Source organism: Ruegeria sp. AB11 (assembly GCF_056536325.1).
In genome coordinates this window covers 2,496,308-2,514,132 of record NZ_JBQFJO010000001.1, presented here as the reverse complement: position 1 = coordinate 2,514,132, position 17,825 = coordinate 2,496,308, and the positions used below count along the sequence as shown (strand labels likewise).

The 17,825-nt window shown below is 55.6% G+C and carries 16 protein-coding genes and 1 tRNA gene; 8 read left to right on the top strand and 9 right to left on the bottom strand.

Annotation, left to right across the window (positions count from 1 at the left end):
- Positions 1 to 93: 93 nt before the first annotated feature.
- Together ACR3EJ_RS12630 and guaB are read right to left on the bottom strand one after the other, a co-directional pair.
- Complete coding sequence (locus tag ACR3EJ_RS12630) at positions 94 to 1,257, bottom strand: RsmB/NOP family class I SAM-dependent RNA methyltransferase (protein WP_170539816.1); 1,164 nt, start codon at positions 1,255 to 1,257, stop codon at positions 94 to 96.
- A gap of 59 nt (positions 1,258 to 1,316) precedes the next feature.
- Positions 1,317 to 2,765 (bottom strand): IMP dehydrogenase, encoded by a 1,449-nt coding sequence (gene guaB / locus ACR3EJ_RS12625; protein WP_170470449.1) that lies wholly within the window; start codon positions 2,763 to 2,765, stop codon positions 1,317 to 1,319.
- 215 nt (positions 2,766 to 2,980) lie between these two features.
- On the opposite strand from guaB, the gene ACR3EJ_RS12620 reads away from it, so the two are divergent.
- Both ACR3EJ_RS12620 and ACR3EJ_RS12615 read left to right on the top strand, forming a co-directional pair.
- Complete coding sequence (locus ACR3EJ_RS12620; RefSeq protein WP_170539819.1) at positions 2,981 to 5,026, top strand: ASKHA domain-containing protein; 2,046 nt, start codon at positions 2,981 to 2,983, stop codon at positions 5,024 to 5,026.
- 24 nt (positions 5,027 to 5,050) lie between these two features.
- Positions 5,051 to 5,908: a class I SAM-dependent methyltransferase gene (locus ACR3EJ_RS12615; RefSeq protein ID WP_170539822.1), complete on the top strand. Its 858-nt coding sequence runs from the start codon at positions 5,051 to 5,053 to the stop codon at positions 5,906 to 5,908.
- A 10-nt stretch (positions 5,909 to 5,918) separates the two neighbouring features.
- On the opposite strand, the gene ACR3EJ_RS12610 is transcribed toward ACR3EJ_RS12615, so the two are convergent.
- From ACR3EJ_RS12610 to ACR3EJ_RS12595, 4 genes are all read right to left on the bottom strand, one after another.
- A tRNA-Gly gene (locus ACR3EJ_RS12610) sits at positions 5,919 to 5,992 on the bottom strand.
- Positions 5,993 to 6,102: 110 nt separating this feature from the next.
- The gene (locus tag ACR3EJ_RS12605; RefSeq protein WP_170539824.1) at positions 6,103 to 7,155 is read right to left on the bottom strand and encodes a dihydropteroate synthase; all 1,053 of its coding nucleotides are present in this window, start codon (positions 7,153 to 7,155) and stop codon (positions 6,103 to 6,105) included.
- 9 nt (positions 7,156 to 7,164) lie between these two features.
- The gene (locus tag ACR3EJ_RS12600) at positions 7,165 to 8,091 is read right to left on the bottom strand and encodes a methylenetetrahydrofolate reductase (RefSeq protein ID WP_170539827.1); all 927 of its coding nucleotides are present in this window, start codon (positions 8,089 to 8,091) and stop codon (positions 7,165 to 7,167) included.
- A gap of 26 nt (positions 8,092 to 8,117) precedes the next feature.
- Positions 8,118 to 8,414 (bottom strand): virulence factor, encoded by a 297-nt coding sequence (locus tag ACR3EJ_RS12595; RefSeq protein WP_010440228.1) that lies wholly within the window; start codon positions 8,412 to 8,414, stop codon positions 8,118 to 8,120.
- 241 nt (positions 8,415 to 8,655) lie between these two features.
- Here ACR3EJ_RS12595 and ACR3EJ_RS12590 point away from each other — a divergent pair, with 241 nt between their 5' ends.
- The 3 genes from ACR3EJ_RS12590 to ACR3EJ_RS12580 all read left to right on the top strand — a co-directional run bounded on the left by ACR3EJ_RS12590 (position 8,656) and on the right by ACR3EJ_RS12580 (position 11,293).
- Entirely contained in the window at positions 8,656 to 9,768 is a 1,113-nt protein-coding gene (locus tag ACR3EJ_RS12590) for a Ppx/GppA phosphatase family protein (protein WP_010440229.1), read from the top strand.
- Complete coding sequence (locus tag ACR3EJ_RS12585; RefSeq protein WP_170539829.1) at positions 9,768 to 10,484, top strand: RlmE family RNA methyltransferase; 717 nt, start codon at positions 9,768 to 9,770, stop codon at positions 10,482 to 10,484. The genes ACR3EJ_RS12590 and ACR3EJ_RS12585 overlap by 1 nt, the downstream gene beginning before the upstream one ends.
- A gap of 155 nt (positions 10,485 to 10,639) precedes the next feature.
- Complete coding sequence (locus ACR3EJ_RS12580; protein ID WP_170539832.1) at positions 10,640 to 11,293, top strand: leucine-rich repeat domain-containing protein; 654 nt, start codon at positions 10,640 to 10,642, stop codon at positions 11,291 to 11,293.
- A gap of 19 nt (positions 11,294 to 11,312) precedes the next feature.
- Here ACR3EJ_RS12580 and ACR3EJ_RS12575 read toward each other — a convergent pair whose 3' ends face one another.
- From ACR3EJ_RS12575 to ACR3EJ_RS12565, 3 genes are all read right to left on the bottom strand, one after another.
- The gene (locus ACR3EJ_RS12575; RefSeq protein ID WP_170703218.1) at positions 11,313 to 11,507 is read right to left on the bottom strand and encodes a hypothetical protein; all 195 of its coding nucleotides are present in this window, start codon (positions 11,505 to 11,507) and stop codon (positions 11,313 to 11,315) included.
- 91 nt (positions 11,508 to 11,598) lie between these two features.
- Positions 11,599 to 13,503 carry a cytochrome c3 family protein gene (locus ACR3EJ_RS12570; protein ID WP_170539834.1) on the bottom strand — a complete coding sequence of 635 codons (1,905 nt, stop codon included), beginning with the start codon at positions 13,501 to 13,503 and terminating at the stop codon, positions 11,599 to 11,601.
- Positions 13,503 to 14,360, bottom strand: coding sequence for a YihY/virulence factor BrkB family protein (locus tag ACR3EJ_RS12565; RefSeq protein WP_170539836.1), 858 nt, complete (start codon positions 14,358 to 14,360; stop codon positions 13,503 to 13,505). The genes ACR3EJ_RS12570 and ACR3EJ_RS12565 overlap by 1 nt, the downstream gene beginning before the upstream one ends.
- Positions 14,361 to 14,483: 123 nt before the next feature.
- Here ACR3EJ_RS12565 and ACR3EJ_RS12560 point away from each other — a divergent pair, with 123 nt between their 5' ends.
- The 3 genes from ACR3EJ_RS12560 to ACR3EJ_RS12550 all read left to right on the top strand — a co-directional run bounded on the left by ACR3EJ_RS12560 (position 14,484) and on the right by ACR3EJ_RS12550 (position 17,823).
- Entirely contained in the window at positions 14,484 to 15,620 is a 1,137-nt protein-coding gene (locus tag ACR3EJ_RS12560; RefSeq protein WP_480422950.1) for an AI-2E family transporter, read from the top strand.
- A complete protein-coding gene (locus ACR3EJ_RS12555) occupies positions 15,595 to 16,731 on the top strand; it encodes an acetoin utilization protein AcuC (RefSeq protein ID WP_170539840.1) in 1,137 nt (378 codons plus the stop codon). Before ACR3EJ_RS12560 ends, ACR3EJ_RS12555 begins: the two co-directional genes overlap by 26 nt.
- A gap of 114 nt (positions 16,732 to 16,845) precedes the next feature.
- Positions 16,846 to 17,823, top strand: a complete 978-nt coding sequence (locus ACR3EJ_RS12550) for an AAA family ATPase (RefSeq protein WP_170539843.1) — start codon at positions 16,846 to 16,848, stop codon at positions 17,821 to 17,823.
- The last annotated feature ends 2 nt before the right edge of the window (positions 17,824 to 17,825 follow it).

Sequence of the window (17,825 nt, the reverse complement as noted above, 5' to 3'; positions counted from 1 at the left end):
AGTTAAGACATATTTGACCAATATCGGCCCACAATCGTTAATTGCCGCTTAATAAATCAGCGGTGATAACTCCTTTAAGTTGTTTGATCGGATCTAATTTCTAGTCAAGTGGGCCGAATAAAATCCATCCGCCCCGTGTGAAACCAGCCACGTCTTTCGAAATCCAGACCGCCAATCCGAATGCTCTTGCAGAAAACTGTCCACTATCGCGTCGTTTTCGACAGACAGCATTGAACATGTGGCATAAGCAATCGTACCTGTGTCTGCGGTCAATGGCGCGACGCTCTTCAAAATCATTGCCTGAATGCGGGTAAGTTCAAGCAAGCGCTCAGGTGTCAGCGCCCATTTCCCCGCGGGCGAACGGCGCCATGATCCGCTTCCAGAACAGGGCGCATCCACCAGAACGATGTCAAAGGGTGCCTGTCCTGATACCTGATCCGACGTCAGCAGTGAAATTTCTGCGCGCGCCCGCTTTGCACGTGCAGGCAAATCTGCCATGCGACCTGGATTGATATCGTGCGCAAATACCTGAACGCCTTCGGCCCTTGCCGCCAAGGCCAAGGCTTTGCCACCACCACCGGCGCAATAGTCCAGAACCCTCATTCCAGGTCGCAAATCCAACGCTGCAGTAACGGCCTGACTGGCGGCGTCCTGCAGCTCGACTAATCCCTCAATATATTGATTGCATTGTGAAATTCTTCGTGCACCAGCGGTGACTTCCAAAGCAGTGTCACACGCTGGATGAGGTTGCGCCACTATGCCTTCATCCGAGAGGAGTTGGATGATTTCAACCAGATCAGCCCGCGACCGGTTTACCCTCAAATGTACCGGGGCCCGCCCCTGCAATGCAAATGCGGCTGCGTTGGCCTCATCTTTCAATGACGCCTTGAATTCGGGCCACAACCATTCAGGGATGTCGAGGGCTTCGGCCTCGGTCTGAAAGCCTCGGTCTTTCTCGGCATCTGTTACCGAATTTGGCGCATATCGCGCGCCCGAGAAGTACTGAGCAAGATCCTGACCCGAAGATCTCATCGCGCCGATCATCAAGCCGCGCCCGGTTTCAGCTCCACCACGCGCAGCAAAGGATCGTTTGCAGCGTAACGCATCGAATACGTGATCGCGGATTGCCGCACGATCTTTCGAGCCCGCAAACCGACTGCGCCGCGTCCAACCTGTCAACGCTTTCTCGACTGGCGCTCCGGCCAAAATTTCATCGAGGATATCGATCGAGGCCTGAACTCGGGCTGCGGGTGTCATAGCTGGGTCCGTTTGACTTTGTCATAAACTTCGATGCCCAGATACGAGCACCATAGCGATTACATGATCCGATAGTTCGGGCTTTCGCGCGTAATCTGCACGTCATGCACATGGCTTTCCTTCAGGCCTGCACCAGTGATTTTGACAAAGTTGCAGTTGCGACGCATTTCATCCACCGTTGCGCATCCGGTATAGCCCATCGCTGCGCGCAAGCCGCCAACCAGTTGATGCACAACCGCACTGGCGGACCCTTTGTAGGGCACCTGACCCTCGATTCCCTCGGGTACCAACTTGTCGTTGGCTGCATCCTTCTGAAAATACCGATCCGCCGAGCCGCGCGCCATCGCGCCCAAACTTCCCATGCCGCGATAGGATTTGAACGAACGGCCCTGATACAAGATGACCTCACCCGGACTTTCGTCTGTGCCAGCGATCATCGAACCAACCATGGCACAAGATGCCCCCGCCGCGATCGCCTTGGCGAAATCACCCGAGAATTTGATGCCACCATCAGCAATGACTGGCACGTCACCCGCTGCTGCCGCACAATCCATGATCGCAGTTAGTTGGGGAACCCCAACACCAGCGACCATCCGCGTTGTACAGATCGAGCCGGGCCCGATGCCCACCTTGATTGCATCAGCGCCTGCATCAATCAGTGCTTTGGTGGCCTCGGCGGTGGCCACGTTGCCAGCGATGATCTGAACCTCGTTGGATAGCGTCTTGGCGCGCTTCACTGCGTCCAGAACCCCTTGCGAATGACCATGCGCGGTATCTACAACGATGATATCAACCCCGGAATCGACCAGCTGCTCGGACCGTTCAAAACCCGCGTCCCCGACAGAGGTCGCTGCAGCTACGCGCAGACGGCCCAACCGGTCCTTGCAAGCTGTAGGGTTTAGCACAGCCTGTTCTGTGTCTTTCAGCGTCAGTAAGCCGGTCAGCTTGCCCTCGCCATCGACGACCAGCAGCTTTTCGATCCGACGGGCACGCATCAGGCTTTTGGCTTCTTCCAGATCGGCGGGCTCTTGCAGCATCGCGAGGTTGTCCGAAGTCATCATCGCTTTGATTGGCGTATCGTCTGAGGTCGCAAAGCGCATGTCGCGGTTGGTCACGATCCCCACGACCCGGCCACTTTCATCAACTACAGGAAAGCCGGTGAAATTATAGCGTTCGACCAGCGCCTGTGCATCAGCCAGCGTCTGATCCGCGCGCAATGTCACAGGATTGTAGACGATCCCGGATTCGAACCGTTTCACGCGCCGCACCTCTCGGGCCTGCTCCTCGACCGACAGGTTCTTGTGCACAACGCCGATGCCCCCGGCCTGCGCCATGGCAATGGCCATACGCGCCTCGGTTACCGTGTCCATTGCCGAGCTAAGCAGCGGAATGTTCATAGTGATCTCGCGCGTCACACGCGTGGTTGTATCCGCCGTCGCCGGAAGCACAGAAGATGCGCCCGGAACAAGAAGTACGTCGTCAAAGGTGAGTGCCTCACGAATCTGCATCTGAAAACCCCATGCAAAAGCCCGTTTGACGGTGACCCTATTACATGGATTTCACCCGAGGGAAAGCCCCGAACCCAAGTTGTTTTCCCCTGCGGGCTTCTGCCACGCCCGAAAACGACGCAAGCAATGCAAAACGTGCCGCTGAATGCCCTTTCCCTTTGCGTTCAAACCCATATGTTCGCCGGCATACGCGCGAATACAAAGGCAGGCCATTCATGACCACCGATCCTCTTGTCGTTTTCACTCCGTCCGGCAAACGTGGGCACTTTCCCGTTGGCACGCCAATCCTGACTGCTGCGCGCCAATTGGGCGTCGATCTGGATTCGGTCTGCGGCGGGCGTGGCATCTGTTCGAAATGTCAGATCACCCCCAGCTATGGCGAGTTCCCCAAGCACGGTGTGACGGTTTCCGAGGATGCCCTGAGCGAATGGAACGCCGTCGAGCAGCGCTATGATGACAAGCGCGGCCTGAAACCGGGTCGGCGTCTTGGCTGTCAGGCATCAGTTCAAGGCGATGTAGTGATTGATGTTCCGCCCGAAAGCCAGGTGCACCGTCAAGTCGTCCGCAAGGCCGCGGCGGCCCGTGCGATCACAATGGACCCAGCCACGCGCCTCTATTTCGTAGTGGTGGAAGAGCCAGACATGCATTCGCCCACCGGCGATCTGGAACGGTTGGAGCGCGCCCTGCGTGAGCAGTGGAAGATCGAAGCCGTCACTGCCGATCTGTCCCTTTTGTCCAAGCTGCAGCCAGTTCTGCGCAAAGGGAAATGGGAGGTCACGGTCGCCGTCCACAAAGGCCACAAGGATGAAGTGGCGCGCATCGTAGAAATCTGGCCCGGTCTGCACGAACACGGACTCTATGGTTTGGCCATCGACCTTGGCTCGACAACCATTGCGGCACATTTGACCGATCTGGAGACGGGTGAGGTCAAGGCCTCATCAGGTCTGATGAATCCACAAATCCGGTTCGGTGAAGACCTGATGAGTCGCGTCTCATATGCCATGATGAATCCCGGCGGCGACAAAGAAATGACCAATGCCGTGCGCGAGGCGATTAATGATTTGACAAACTCAATCGCAGATGAGGCCGAGATTGACGCAGCGCTGATTGTTGAAACAGTATTTGTCTGTAACCCGGTGATGCACCATCTACTGCTCGGGCTTGATCCGGTTGAACTCGGCCAGGCTCCATTTGCGTTGGCAACTTCGGAAAGCATGTCCCTGCCCGCGCGAGAAATGGACCTGACCAATATGAACGCGCGTGCGCAGGTCTATATCTTGCCGTGCATCGCGGGCCATGTGGGCGCAGACTGTGCTGCCGTTGCCCTATCTGAAGAACCCGGCAAATCCGAAGACCTCGTGCTAATCGTGGATGTGGGCACCAATGCCGAAATCCTGTTGGGCAACACCCACCGCGTTCTGGCCTGTTCCTCGCCCACTGGACCCGCATTCGAGGGTGCTCAGATCAGTTCGGGCCAGCGCGCGGCCCCCGGTGCGATTGAGCGCATCGAAATCGATCCCGTCACCAAAGAACCGCGTTTCCGCGTGATCGGGTCCGAGAAATGGTCGGACGAAGAGGGCTTTGATCAGGACATCGCAACAACTGGCATCACGGGAATCTGCGGCTCGGGTATTATCGAGGCTGTCGCTGAGATGCGTATCGCTGGCCTGCTGGACGAAAGTGGCCTGATCGGCTCGGCTGAACAGACGGGTACTCCCCGTTGTGTTCCCGAAGGCCGAACAAACTCCTATCTGATCCACGATGCCAGCGCTGAAGGTGGCCCGCGTATCACGGTAACTCAGGGCGATATCCGTGCCATCCAGTTGGCCAAATCCGCGCTTTATGCCGGTGCGCGTCTGTTGATGGACGAGATGGAGGTCGACCGCGTGGACCGCGTGGTACTGGCCGGGGCGTTCGGCGCGCATATCTCGACCAAACACGCGATGGTTCTAGGCATGATTCCCGACGCGCCTCTGGACAAGGTTTCCAGCGCGGGCAATGCCGCGGGTACAGGCGCGCGAATTGCATTGTGCAACATCGGATCGCGGGCCGAGATCGAGCGCGTCGTGCGCGAGATCACCAAGGTCGAAACCGCGATCGAACCCAAGTTCCAAGACCATTTCGTCGCCGCCAACGCGATCCCGCACAAAACCGATCCGTTCCCTGAATTGGCGCAAGTCGTCACCCTGCCCGCTCCGTCCTTCAACACCGGCGGCGGAGACGATGAAAAGTCTGGTCGTCGCCGCCGCAGGAGGTCATAGTCCCTTCAAAACCTGGAGGGCGCGATGCTGACAATCAACGGTGATCAGGAAGAATTCTGGGGCAAGTCCGAAATGGGCATGCGCTGGCTGACCTTCGAGGATCAGTTGGACCATCTGTTCGCGCCCGTACTGGATCTGGTCCTCGATCACGCCGCGCTGGTTGGTGGAATGCGCGTCATCGATATCGGTTGCGGCACCGGGGCAAGTGCACTTCGGGCGGCGCAGCAGGTTGGACCCGGGGGGCATGTTCTGGGCATTGATATTTCGGAACAATTTCTCGAACGAGCGCGGATGCGCGCAGACGAGGCCAAGCTCGACAATCTCGAGTTCACATATGCCGACGCTCAGGTCGCTGAGCTTTCGTCAGGCGGTTTTGATGCAATGATCTCGCGGTTTGGAGTGATGTTCTTCACTGATCCCGTAGTAGCCTTCGCCAATATGGCTCGGGCCTTGAAACCAGGCGGTCAGATAACCTTTGCAGCCTGGGGTGGTCTGTCAGAGAACCCTTGGTTCAAGATCCCGCATGTTGCCGCCGTCAAACGGTTGGGCCAACCACCCAAGGTGGACCGGAATGCACCCGGCCCTTTAGCATTCCATGACCGCGACAGGGTTTCAAACCTGATGGCGCAGGCTGGTTTAAAAGATATCCATATTGAAGCGGTCCCCCTTGCGCTGACCGCCCCTGCATCCGTCGGAGATGCTGCGCTTTTGTGTACCCGGGTCGGCCCCGCCGCGCGGGTGATCGCCCATTTCGAAGGTACACAGGAGGATGTTGAAGCGATCGTGCGTGGAGTCGCCGAAAAATTTCGCACATTCCAAACACCAAAAGGCGTACAGGTTCCAGCAGTCATCAACCTGCTGCAGGCTCGTGTATCGAGTTGATCGATAGAATTGGAGCGGGTAGCGGGAATCGAACCCGCGCGTTCAGCTTGGGAAGCTGACAGGCTACCATTACATCATACCCGCGGCTAAGAATTGACTACCACTTGTCCTGACTGGGGTTCAAGCCAAACCAGTACCGACAAAAACGAAAGAGCCGGGTCAAAGACCCGGCTCAATCTGTTGTTTTCCATAGATTAAGCGCGACGACGACGTCCACCGCCCCGACGCCCACCAGCGCCACCGGCTTCCTCAGGCGCTTTGTTGGACCTGATCCATTCACCACCATGCGGGTCATTATTTGTGAGTAGATTTGCGGCGCGGATGGCCTCCATCTCTTTACCAGCGCGCGGTTTGGTCGAACCCAGGCCGAACATCTGAACGAAGGTTTCGTCATCCATGCCTTCTGGCAGGATGATGCCAGCGGCGGCAACCTGTTCCTTCTTCTCGGCAATCTTCTTCTGCGTTACCGGCAGAGCAACCGGGTTCATGATCGCCGACGTCATGCCAGCGCCCATTGCCATCGGCAGGAAAGCGTTGTTGATACCGTGACGGTTCGGCAGCCCGAACGAGATGTTGGACGCACCACAAGTGGTATTCACACCCAGCTCTTCGCGCAAACGACGGACCAGAGCGAACACCTGCTGGCCTGCAGTTGCCATCGCACCGATCGGCATGACCAGCGGGTCGACCACGATGTCATGTGCAGGGATACCATGATCCGCTGCGCGCTCAACAATGGTTTTGGCAACGGCAAATCGCACATCGGGATCTTCCGAAATACCGGTGTCATCGTTCGAGATCGCCACAACCGGTACGTTGTATTTCTTTACCAGCGGCAGAACCAGTTCCAGACGCTCTTCTTCGCCAGTGACCGAGTTTAGTAGCGGACGGCCCTCTGCGGCTGCCAGACCGGCTTCTAGCGCACCCGGAACCGATGAATCGATGCACAACGGTACGTCGACCAGACCCTGTACCAGCTCGACAATCTTGGTCATCAGTGGCGGCTCGGTCTCGTTCGGGTTAGGATTCGAGTTATAGACAACGCCCGCGTTGATATCCAAAACGGTCGCGCCCGCCATAACCTGCGCCAATGCGTCTTTCTCAACGGTTGAGAAATCGCCCGCTTCCAATTCGGCGGCCAGTTTCTTGCGGCCTGTCGGGTTGATCCGCTCTCCGATCACGCAGAACGGTTCATCAAAGCCCAGAACGGCTGTTTTTGTTTTTGATTCGACGACTGTACGGGTCATGTCCGTTCCTTAGGAGTTTGCTGGCTTTGCCGAAGCGCCGCCGTTGTTGATCGCCCAGTTGGCGTTGGTTTTGATGCCGCCAAGCGGGAAGAAGTGGACGTTGGTGATGTTGAAATCCGGGTTGGCCGCTTTGTGGTTGGCCAGTTCGGTGATTATGTCAGTCGGCTCGTAAGGCAGCAGCAGTTTGGATACATCCATTGCGCGCTTTTGCAGAACTTTCAGCGACGGGCCTACACCGCAAGCAATGGCGAATTTAATCAGAGTCTGCAGCTTGGCAGGGCCCGCGATACCGATATGGACTGGGATATCAATGCCAGCCTCTTTCAGGCTGTCCGCCCAGGCGATGATCGGCTTGGCATCAAACGCAAACTGAGTGGCCAGCGCCATTTCCGCATCTGTTGTTTCGCTGAATTTTTGCTTCCAACGCAGCGCATCATCGACATTCTTGGTCGAACCGTCTGGGTCGATGTCCTTGTTCCCCTCGGGGTGACCCGCAACGTGAAGACGCTTGAATCCAGCCTTGTCGAACAAGCCAGTTTCCAGCAATTGCATCGAGCTGTCGAAGTCGCCGTGAGGGTTCGCGACACCACCGGCGAGCAGCAGCGCTTGTTCAACGCCCGCCTCGCCCTGGTACATCGAAATCCAGTTTTCCAGAGTCGCCGCATCCTTGATGATCCGCGCAGGGAAGTGCGGCATGACAGGGTAACCTTCAGCCGCAATGCGCTTGGCCGTTTTGACCATGTCTTCGATTGGCGTGCCCTCGATATGGGCGATGTAAACGCGTGTGCCTTCGGGCAGCAGCGCGCGGAAGTCTTCGACTTTTTCGGCGGTGCGCGGCATTACCTCGATCGAATAGCCCTGCAGAAAGGCTTCGACGGTCGGGTTCACAGGGCCGTTTTCGACCGCATCACGTTTCTTGAAGTTCAGCAAAGCCATAGCGGCCTCCCATAAAGATCTGGGGCTCATGCCCAACCGTCATTGGCGATCAGGGACTTGATACGGTCCTGATCGTATTCCGTTTCCAGGCGCGCGGCCTCGGCCTCGGCAATCTCGGACGGGTCGCCCTCAACCGCGAAAGGTTCGGCTTTGCGCCACTCGGCCAGATAGGCATCACTATCCTTGGCGTTCACCTTCATTGCGGCCCGGTCGATGGCTTGTTCAAACCGCTCTTCCAATTGCCGCTTGGCACCACGACGGCCTTTGCCGACGATGACCTGAGCGGGAATGTCGCGCCAGTATACGATGGTGACGTCAGGCATAACTGTGATTCCTCCTAACCCGATGGGCCGGTTCTAAACTTCAATATGGGCGCAGGTCGGTCGATTTTCGACACACGGCGTATTTGCAGCGACCTTTTTGCCCAGGATCGGATATCGCTGCTTTTAAAGACCCCTGCCTCGAAACCGAACATCAAAATCCTCATGACTTTAATGAGTGTCTTGCGTGATTGATAAGCGCAACCTATGGTCGGGGTAACTCGAAAATCGGAGGGCGTTTCAGATGGCGCCCAAGCGTCCCAAAGGTGCGGGCGCGTTCCCGAAAGCGGTCGAAAGCCCCGCGCCGGCAAGACCCGATCCAGATGCGTTATATGCGGCGCTGGATTTGGGGACAAATAGCTGCCGCATGTTGATCGCCCAGCCCAAGGGCAGTGGCTTTCATGTGGTAGACAGCTTCTCCAAATCAGTGCAACTCGGCGCTGGTCTGGAACGCACCGGACGATTGTCGCGGGCGTCTATGGCGCGTACGGTGCAAGCCCTTCGGATTTGTCAGCAAAAGCTGAAACGGAACAAGGTCAAGCGCATGCGCTTGATCGCGACCGAGGCCTGTCGTCGTGCCAAGAACTCGCGCGACTTCATCCGTCAGGTCAAACGTGAAACTGGCCTGACGCTTGACATCATTCAGCCCGAGGAAGAAGCGCGCCTGGCCGTCATTTCCTGCGCGCCGCTGGTATCAACCAAAACCGAGCAATTGTTGGTCGTGGATATTGGCGGCGGCTCGACCGAGTTGGTCTGGATCGACATATCCTCGGTTCCGCGCCGCGACCGACCTGCCTCGATCATGCGGCTGCATAACGGATTTCATACCGCCGACAGCCCATTTCCTGCGGCTAAAGTTGTGGATTGGATCAGTGTACCGTTGGGAGTGGCCACTTTGCGGGACCAGTTCAACGACGTCGAAGACGATGCAGCGCGATTTGCGCTGATGAGCTGGTTCTTTGAAGAAAACCTTGCTGATTTTGCACCTTACAAAGATGAACAGGCTCGCGAAGGGTTCCAGATCGTGGGCACTAGCGGAACCGTCACCACGGTGGCTGCTTCGCATCTGGGTCTAAAACGCTATGACCGAACCAAGGTGGACGGATTGCGAATGACCAGCGATCAGATTGACAAGGTCATACGAGGCTATCTAGAACTCGGCCCTCGTGGGCGCCGCCGTGATCCCCGGATCGGAGAAGATCGGCAGGCCCTGATCATGTCCGGCTCGGCCATTTTGCAGGCATTGTTGCGCTGCTGGCCCACTGATCGCCTTTCTGTGGCGGATCGGGGGCTACGCGAAGGTTTGCTCTATGCGCAGATGAGCGCGGACGGTGTATTGGAAGACGGACCGTTCTGATGGCGAAGACACCAACCGGCAAAGGCAACTCGGGTCGCGGACAACGTGACCTGAAGGTTAAAGTTAAGACAGCGCGCGGGCGTAAGCTCAGCTCGACCCGCTGGCTTGAGCGGCAATTGAACGACCCTTATGTCAAGCGGGCGCAGGTCGAAGGGTATCGCGGACGCGCAGCGTTCAAGATACTGGAGCTAGACGATAAATTCCGGTTCCTTGTGCCCGGCGCGCGCGTGGTTGATCTGGGTTGTGCCCCCGGTGGTTGGCTGCAAGTTGCAGTGCAACGTGTTAACGCATTAGGCGAGAAGAGCGGTAAGCGTATTGGCACGGTTCTAGGTGTCGATCTTCAAGAGGTCGAACCCGTTGCGGGGGCCACCGCGCATGTGCTTGATTTCATGGAAGATGATGCCGACCAGAAGGTCAAAGACTGGCTGGGCGGTAAAGCGGATGTGGTCATGTCCGACATGGCGGCTGCCTCCTCAGGCCACAAGCAGACCGATCACCTTAGGATTATGGCCTTGTGCGAAACGGCAGCCTATTTTGCGTTTGATGTGCTGGAAGAAGGTGGCACCTTCGTCGCAAAGGTTCTTGCGGGCGGTGCCGAGGGAGACCTTCAGAAGCTGCTCAAGCAGAAATTTAACAAGGTGGCCAATGTAAAGCCACCCGCGTCACGCTCGGACAGCTCGGAAAAATTCGTTGTCGCCACCGGTTTCCGTGGCTAAGCGACTGTAAGGTTGAATCTTTTAACCAATTGTAATTCTCGGGTGGCGATTAAGTCCTCTTGCACGACACGTTGCGGTTTACCGTGATTGCCTGCATTTCGCGCTGCGCTAAACGGTCATAGATTGGCCGCATTGTCGTTTTATCCGCCGATCACATGAGAAAAACTGTCCTAGCACTTATTGTTGCCCTGATTGCGTTGGCCGCCTGGCAGTACAAGCTGCAGAAAACTGCAAACCAACAACTACTGATAGCCGAGCAGCGGGTTAAAGATGTCGTTTCTGCGGGAACGAACGATCTTGATTTTAAAGATCTTACTGAACTTCGAAAGCTGCCGGCCAACATCCCGGATATTCCGAATCTCAAATCTCTGAATGCACGGGGAACCAATCTAAGTGATCTGACCGGGCTGGAAGGGAACGCAACACTCGAGCGGCTTGACGTGAACATGACGCGGGTCTCCGATCTTAGTGCACTTAACGGTTTACCGAACCTAAAGCTGGTTTACCTCCATGATACCTGGGTTTCTGATGTTTCTACTCTCGCGACACTGCCATCGCTTGAACGCCTTGATATCGGCAATACCCAAATTGAAACGCTGGTGCCTGTTTTACAAATCGAGAACCTGAATTGGCTGAATCTTCACAACAGTCATGCGCTTGACGGGTCTGGTGAACAATTTGCGATCTTGCAGGAACGTCAATTTCTTCAGTTGTCAGGCGGTTCTGGCTTCCGACAAAATTATCAACCGGGCTGGCAGTACAACATGATGCAGCACCTATCGCGTTTGCGAGAAAAGCTTGGGCTTTAGGGTTTGTCCGGTCGCTGTGCTAGTCCAGATCGATCTTACCCTGGGCAATACGCTGTTTCTTGAGTGACGCCGTCGCAATCCCCTGAAACAAGATTGCCTCTCCATGATTTATATCGACAGGCTCGCGCGCGCGAAGTTCTTCAATTCGCTGATCCAACGTTGTTTTCCGATCAGCAGAAATCGGCTTTATGATAGTAGCTGTGCGATCCGGCATACATCACCTGTTGACAGTCCAAGTGCTGACATCGGTGTCTAGCCAACAAATGGGCCCGTAACGTGGCGTAAATCTGCCGGATTGGTGCCTGTTACCGCCCCATATCGCGCGCCAACTGCATTAGGTTCGGATCATCTGGAAGGATGGATAAAGCCTCGTCCAATGTCGCAATCGCTGCCTGTGGGCCACGATTTATGTGGGCCAGCTGAACCAGCATCGGCCAGGCCTCAGACCGCTGTGGATCTAGTGTAACAACCTCTCGGAATGCCTTTTCCGCGGCTTGGGCATTTCTCAGCGTCAGTGCCCAGCCTCCCAAAACTAAGTGGGTTTCAGGAAAATCCAGACGATGCGAGATACTGCGCTGCCAGTCGGCCATACCCTGCTGAGCGGCCGCCCGTTGATCCTGCGTCATGGCTTGTGCAGGGATGGCAAGAAACTCCTTGGCTGCCGAATTTCGGACATTGCGCAAGGGGTCGGACAATAGCGGCTCAAGCCGCGCAACACGTTCCGGCATCGGCGCTTGGCGTTGCAAAACCGGCCCGTTGGCGCGAACCAGCGGATCCGGATCGGATAAGAGCGGCGCTACCCGCTGCGCAAGTACAGACGTCGCAAAGGGTTGCAGCAGATAGAGTGCAGTCGCGCGGACAATTCCTGCCTGCTCTATGTCCAAAGCGATCGCGATTAACGCTTCGGGATCGTCCAATTGACCAATGCCCGCCGCAGCAAACGCTGTACCATAATGAACGGTTCGATGGGCAGAGTTTGGGAACCAGTCAGAAATCTGTTGCGCAGCCCAGGGCTGCCCCTCTTCCGCATGACAATCGGTGCAAGCGTCAACTCCAAGCCCCAAATCCGGTCGGGGGATTCGGAAACTGTGATCGTGCCTGCCGTCCACGCCCATATAGACTCGCTCGATCATGTGGCAGTTCTTGCATTGGGAGCCATCAGAGTTTTCTGCATGGTGATGGTGTTCGGGCGTGTCATAACTGGCCAATCGAAGGGTTGGGAATTCCGAATTTCCAGCGGGCGAATGACACTGCGTGCACAAGCCATTCCCTTCGGCTTTTACCTCGGCCCGGTGAGGATCATGGCAATCCATGCACCCTACCCCCTCAGCATACATGCGCGATTGAAGGAACGAGCCATATACGTAGACCTCGTCCAAAATCTGCCCATCCGGGTGGTAAGCGCCCGGTCGCAGGACAGCCAAATTATATGCGTCATGAAAAGGCGTACCGGGGACCGGATTACCATCCTCCAGCGCCTCGCGCCGGGAATGGCACCCGGCGCATTGCTGGATGTCTGCCTCGGTCTGCCCCCTGCCCAAATTGATTGGAAACCCAAACGCGCCCAACCCGTCATCAAGCGCTTTCCCAGTCGTCCACTCAAGATGCGCTGATCCCGGCCCGTGACAAGCCTCACAACCGACGCCGATTTCAACTTGTGTCGACGCATAGCGCCTTGTCTCGGCATCGTAATTCTTCACGTAACCGGTCGCATGGCACTCGGCACAGCGCGCGTTCCAGTTCTTGTAGGGCCCTGTCCAATGCAGCCCGTCATTGGGTGGTAAATCCTGTTCTGGATAGAGGTGATACCAGCGGCTTTCTTCCGCGTCCCAGACGACATCGAAACTCTGCAATCTGCCTGGTTCAGTTTCAAAGAGGTATTGCTGCAACGGCGCAATGCCGACCACCGAATGCACCGGATAGTCGGTGATAACGCCATCTTTTTCGGTGACTTGCGCTGAAAGAACGCCGTTTTTATCCACGAAAGAAACGATCATCCCATCATGGGAAAAGCTGGTCCCATCGAAATCAGCCAGAACTCGGCCATCTTCTACCTCGGTCCAAGCGAGATCGTGATGTGACCCTTTCCAGGCTTCAGTTTCGTCTCGATGGCAATCTGCGCACAGCTCGGATCCGACATATTCCTGTGCCCAGCCGGGCGGCGTGGTTGCCCACAAGATCGCAATCAGAATGAGCTTGCGGAAGTACATCAAGTGGTTTCCGCATTTTTTAAGTCTATCAAGGCCCCGTTATACTCGGCACCCAGGATCAGCATGGCGGAACACAGGTACAGGAAAATCAGCGCTGCCATTGCCCCTGCGAGGCCCGCATAGGTCGCGCTATAGGTGGCAAACTGGGCGATATAGATCGAAAACCCCCATCCACCTGCAGCCCATAATGCCAAGGTCAGGATGACCCCCGGAAGTATTTGCGAAAGCCTATGCCGCCGTGTGGGTAAGATCAGATGAGCCAGAATAACTGTGCCTGCCGGTACTGCAACGGTGAACGTCCATCGCAGGCGGTCAACGGACAGCCAGTTATCAACATCAACAGCCGTCTTTTCCGAGACCAGACGCGTGTAGACAGGCAAAACCACCTCAACCGCTGCGATGGCCAAAATTGCGGCCCCACCGATAATAACAAGCGCAAAACACAACAGCCGGGTTTTCCAGAACGGCCAGATATCTTTGTCATGATAGGCTTGCGTCATGGCGCGACGTACGGCAGCAACACCATTGGATGCGAAGTAGATCGCTAACAAACCGCCCAATGTGATCACGCCCGACCCTGCCCCTGCCAGCACAGCCCGCAACTCAGAAACAATCGGATCGGCGACGTCTTTGGGCCAGGCACCAAAAATCAGCTCTATCAACTCGTCCGTCACATATCCCTGTGACAAAGCCCCCGCCAACGCCACTGTGAATAGCACAAACGGAAACAGCGCCATCATCAATGACATCGCCACATGGCTGCTCATGACAAAACCGTCTTTGTCGTTGAACCGACGAAAAGCAAGCCAGAGCGCGCGCAGAAACTGATTGGATGAGAGAATCGATACACGTGACATCGCAACAGCCTAACGCGCCTTTTGCGCTGGCAGAACCGCCAATTCGCCATTTGCAAGGAATTCCAGCGCTTAACCTTCTGTATGGATTGCATAAACTGGTAAGCCTGTGCAGGATCGTGCAAGATGTCCCAAATCACGCACCAGCGGCAAGCAGACCCAGGCCAACTCATGACCTCTGATCCCGAAAATAGCCCATCCCGAGCGCGCCTGCAGCTGGGCGTTTTGAGGGATGTTGTGATCGTGGCCACTCTTGTGGTGCTTGGCCTTTATGCAGGGGCGAATTTTCTGGTGCCGTTGACCATGGCACTGCTGATCAATGTACTGATCCTGGCCCTCAGTGACCGGGTAATCGCGGTGACACGTGTACCAATCTGGATCGCGAACTTAGCCGGAGTTACTGTCGTTTTGGCAGGCTTGTTCATGATCATGTATATTCTCGGCAGTCAGGCCACGCAATTTGCGCGTTCGATCAACACCTATGAAAGCCAGTTTGATGGTGCGGTGCACAGAATTACCGGATTGGTCGGAAATGACGTCACCAGTTTCATTCGGGACAATCTGGTCAGCATCGACATGTCCTATGTTGCACGGCTTTTGCTGGGCAGTGCCACATCACTACTGAACCAGTTTTTCCTGATCAGCCTGTATGTCGCATTTCTGATGGCCGAGCGCCTGGCATTTCGCAAGAAAATCCAACTTGCAGCAGGCAACCCGCAGCTTGGCGCTGATCTGGCTTCGGTTTTGGATGCTATCTCGTACAGTCTGCAGCGCTATGTCGGGGTGAAGACTTTGATCAGCCTGATCACGGCCCTCATAAGCTATTCCATATTCAAAGCACTGGGGCTGGAATATGCCGAGACATGGGCCGTTCTAACATTCGCGTTGAATTTCATCCCGTCTATCGGCTCGATCATTGCAGTGATCTTTCCGTCCATGATCGCATTGGTGCAATTTGAAACCATTGGACCATTCCTTATCATTGTCTTGGGCTGCGGCACGCTGCAATTTGTGATCGGCAATTTCCTGGACCCAGCCATGCTTGGCCGGTCTCTTAATATGTCGACCTTTCTTGTCATATTGGCACTAACATTCTGGACCACAGTCTGGGGTCTGATCGGAGCGTTTCTTAGCGTGCCCTTAACGGTGTGTATCCTGATTATTTTCAGTCATATTCCAGCACTCAGGCCTGTTGCCGTTCTGATGTCGCTGGATGGTCAATTGGACGATGACAGCCATGCGAGTGTTGAAGACAAACAATAAACCTCGACCCATCTTCATAGGCTCGGAAATCTATCGCACCTCGAGCTATGGCGCGAAACACCCGCTTGCAATCCCGCGCGTTTCCACTGTGATTGACCTCTGCAGATCGATGGGTTGGCTGAACTCGCAGAACTATCGGACCAGCCCGTGTGCCAAACCTAAGGCACTGCAGCGATTTCATTCACCTGCTTACATTTCAGCATTACTAAACGCCGAAAAAACACAGTCGGTCTCCGACGAGGTAAAACGCAGGTTTGGTCTGGGCACATTGTCCAATCCGGTATTTGGAGAAATGTATCGACGGCCAGCCACTGCCGCCGGAGGATCTATGCTGGGAGCCGAGTTAATTTGGAACGGTGGTATTGTGTTCAACCCAGCAGGAGGTACGCATCATGGATTGGAAAGTCGCGCCAACGGCTTCTGTTACCTAAACGATCCAGTTCTCGCGATCCTAAGACTGCTCGATCTTGGGCTTGAACGAATTGTCTACATAGACATCGACGCCCATCATTGCGATGGCGTCGAGGCTGCGTTCCACGGTTCGTCAATGGTGCGCATAATTTCGATTCATGAGGCGCGCAGATGGCCCTTTACCGGACTACTGGAAGATGACGCAGGTGGCGCCGCATGGAATTTACCTGTTGGTCGAAGTCTAAATGACGATGAATTCCAAGCCATTCTGGAGGGGATGATTCTTCCTGTAACTAAGGCTTTCCACCCACAAGCCATTATCCTGCAATGCGGTGCCGACGCCGTCACCGAAGACCCATTGTCGCGCCTCGCATTGTCAAACAATGCGCACTGGCGTGCCGTTTCTAGCCTCCAAAACTTAACACCTCGGTTTTTGATTTTGGGTGGCGGGGGTTATAATCCTTGGTCTGTCGGCCGTCTGTGGAGCGGTGTTTGGGCAACCCTGAACGGATATGAAATCCCTTCTCATCTGACAGAAGAACAGCAATCTATCCTAAACGCGCTGAGTTGGAACCGAAAGACCGGTCGCGACCGACTACCCCACTGGACAACCACACTACGTGATCCCAGTAATCCCGGGCCCATCCGCGCGGAGTTAAAGAGTGATATTCAAAAACTCAGAACTCGGAATTCATTGTAGTCTGAGCAACTTCGCCCTGCTAACGTTCTATCATTACTTCAAGATCCCGACTCTCGGCAATCGCAGACGATAGAACGCGAGACCGGTATATCGGGCTATTACGGGACAATTGTTATGAGCGCACTCAACCAGATTATGGATCTCAGATCCCGTATGGGCCAATCGATCATTGGCCAGATCGAGGTGATTGATCGCCTGCTGATCGGTCTCTTGGCCAATGGTAACCTTTTGATCGAGGGCCTGCCTGGTCTGGCCAAGACACGCGCGGTCAAGGCAATGGCGAAGAATATGGATGCAAGCTTTAGCCGCATTCAGTTTACGCCGGACCTACTGCCTTCGGATGTGACTGGGACCGAGATATTCCAGCAGACCGATGCGGGGGGTGAGTTCAAGTTCGAACCGGGACCGATTTTTGCGAACATCGTACTAGCGGATGAAATCAACCGTGCGCCCGCCAAGGTGCAGGCGGCGTTGCTGGAAGCGATGGAGGAACGGCAGGTCACTGTTTCAGGAACCACGCATAAAATGGATCCTCTGTTTATCGTCATGGCCACCCAGAACCCCATCGAACAGGAAGGTACCTACCCACTGCCCGAAGCACAGATGGACCGATTCCTGATGCATGTTCAAATCACTTACCCCCCCGTCGAAGACGAGGTTGAAGTTATTCGCCTAGTCCGGGGCGAAGATATCGCTGCCAACAAAGGTGGGGCGCGTGAAATTCCAGCCGCGATACCACAGGAAGCCATCTTTGCGGCAAGGTCAGAGATCGGTCAAATCCATGTGTCTGACGCGATGGATCGTTATATGGCCGACCTCGTGCAGGCGACGCGTACGCCCGAAGCTTTGAGCTCCGAACTCGCGAGTTGGATTGAGATCGGCGCCAGTCCACGCGCCTCACTGGCGTTGGACAAATGCGGGCGCGCCCATGCCTGGATGAACGAACGCGATTATGTCGACCCTGCAGACATCCGCGCCATTGCGCATGACGTATTTCGTCATCGCGTTACACTCAGTTTCGAAGCACAAGGATCAGTCAAATCCGCAGATGACATAATCGCAGAACTCCTTCGCCTGGTGGCGCTTCCCTAATC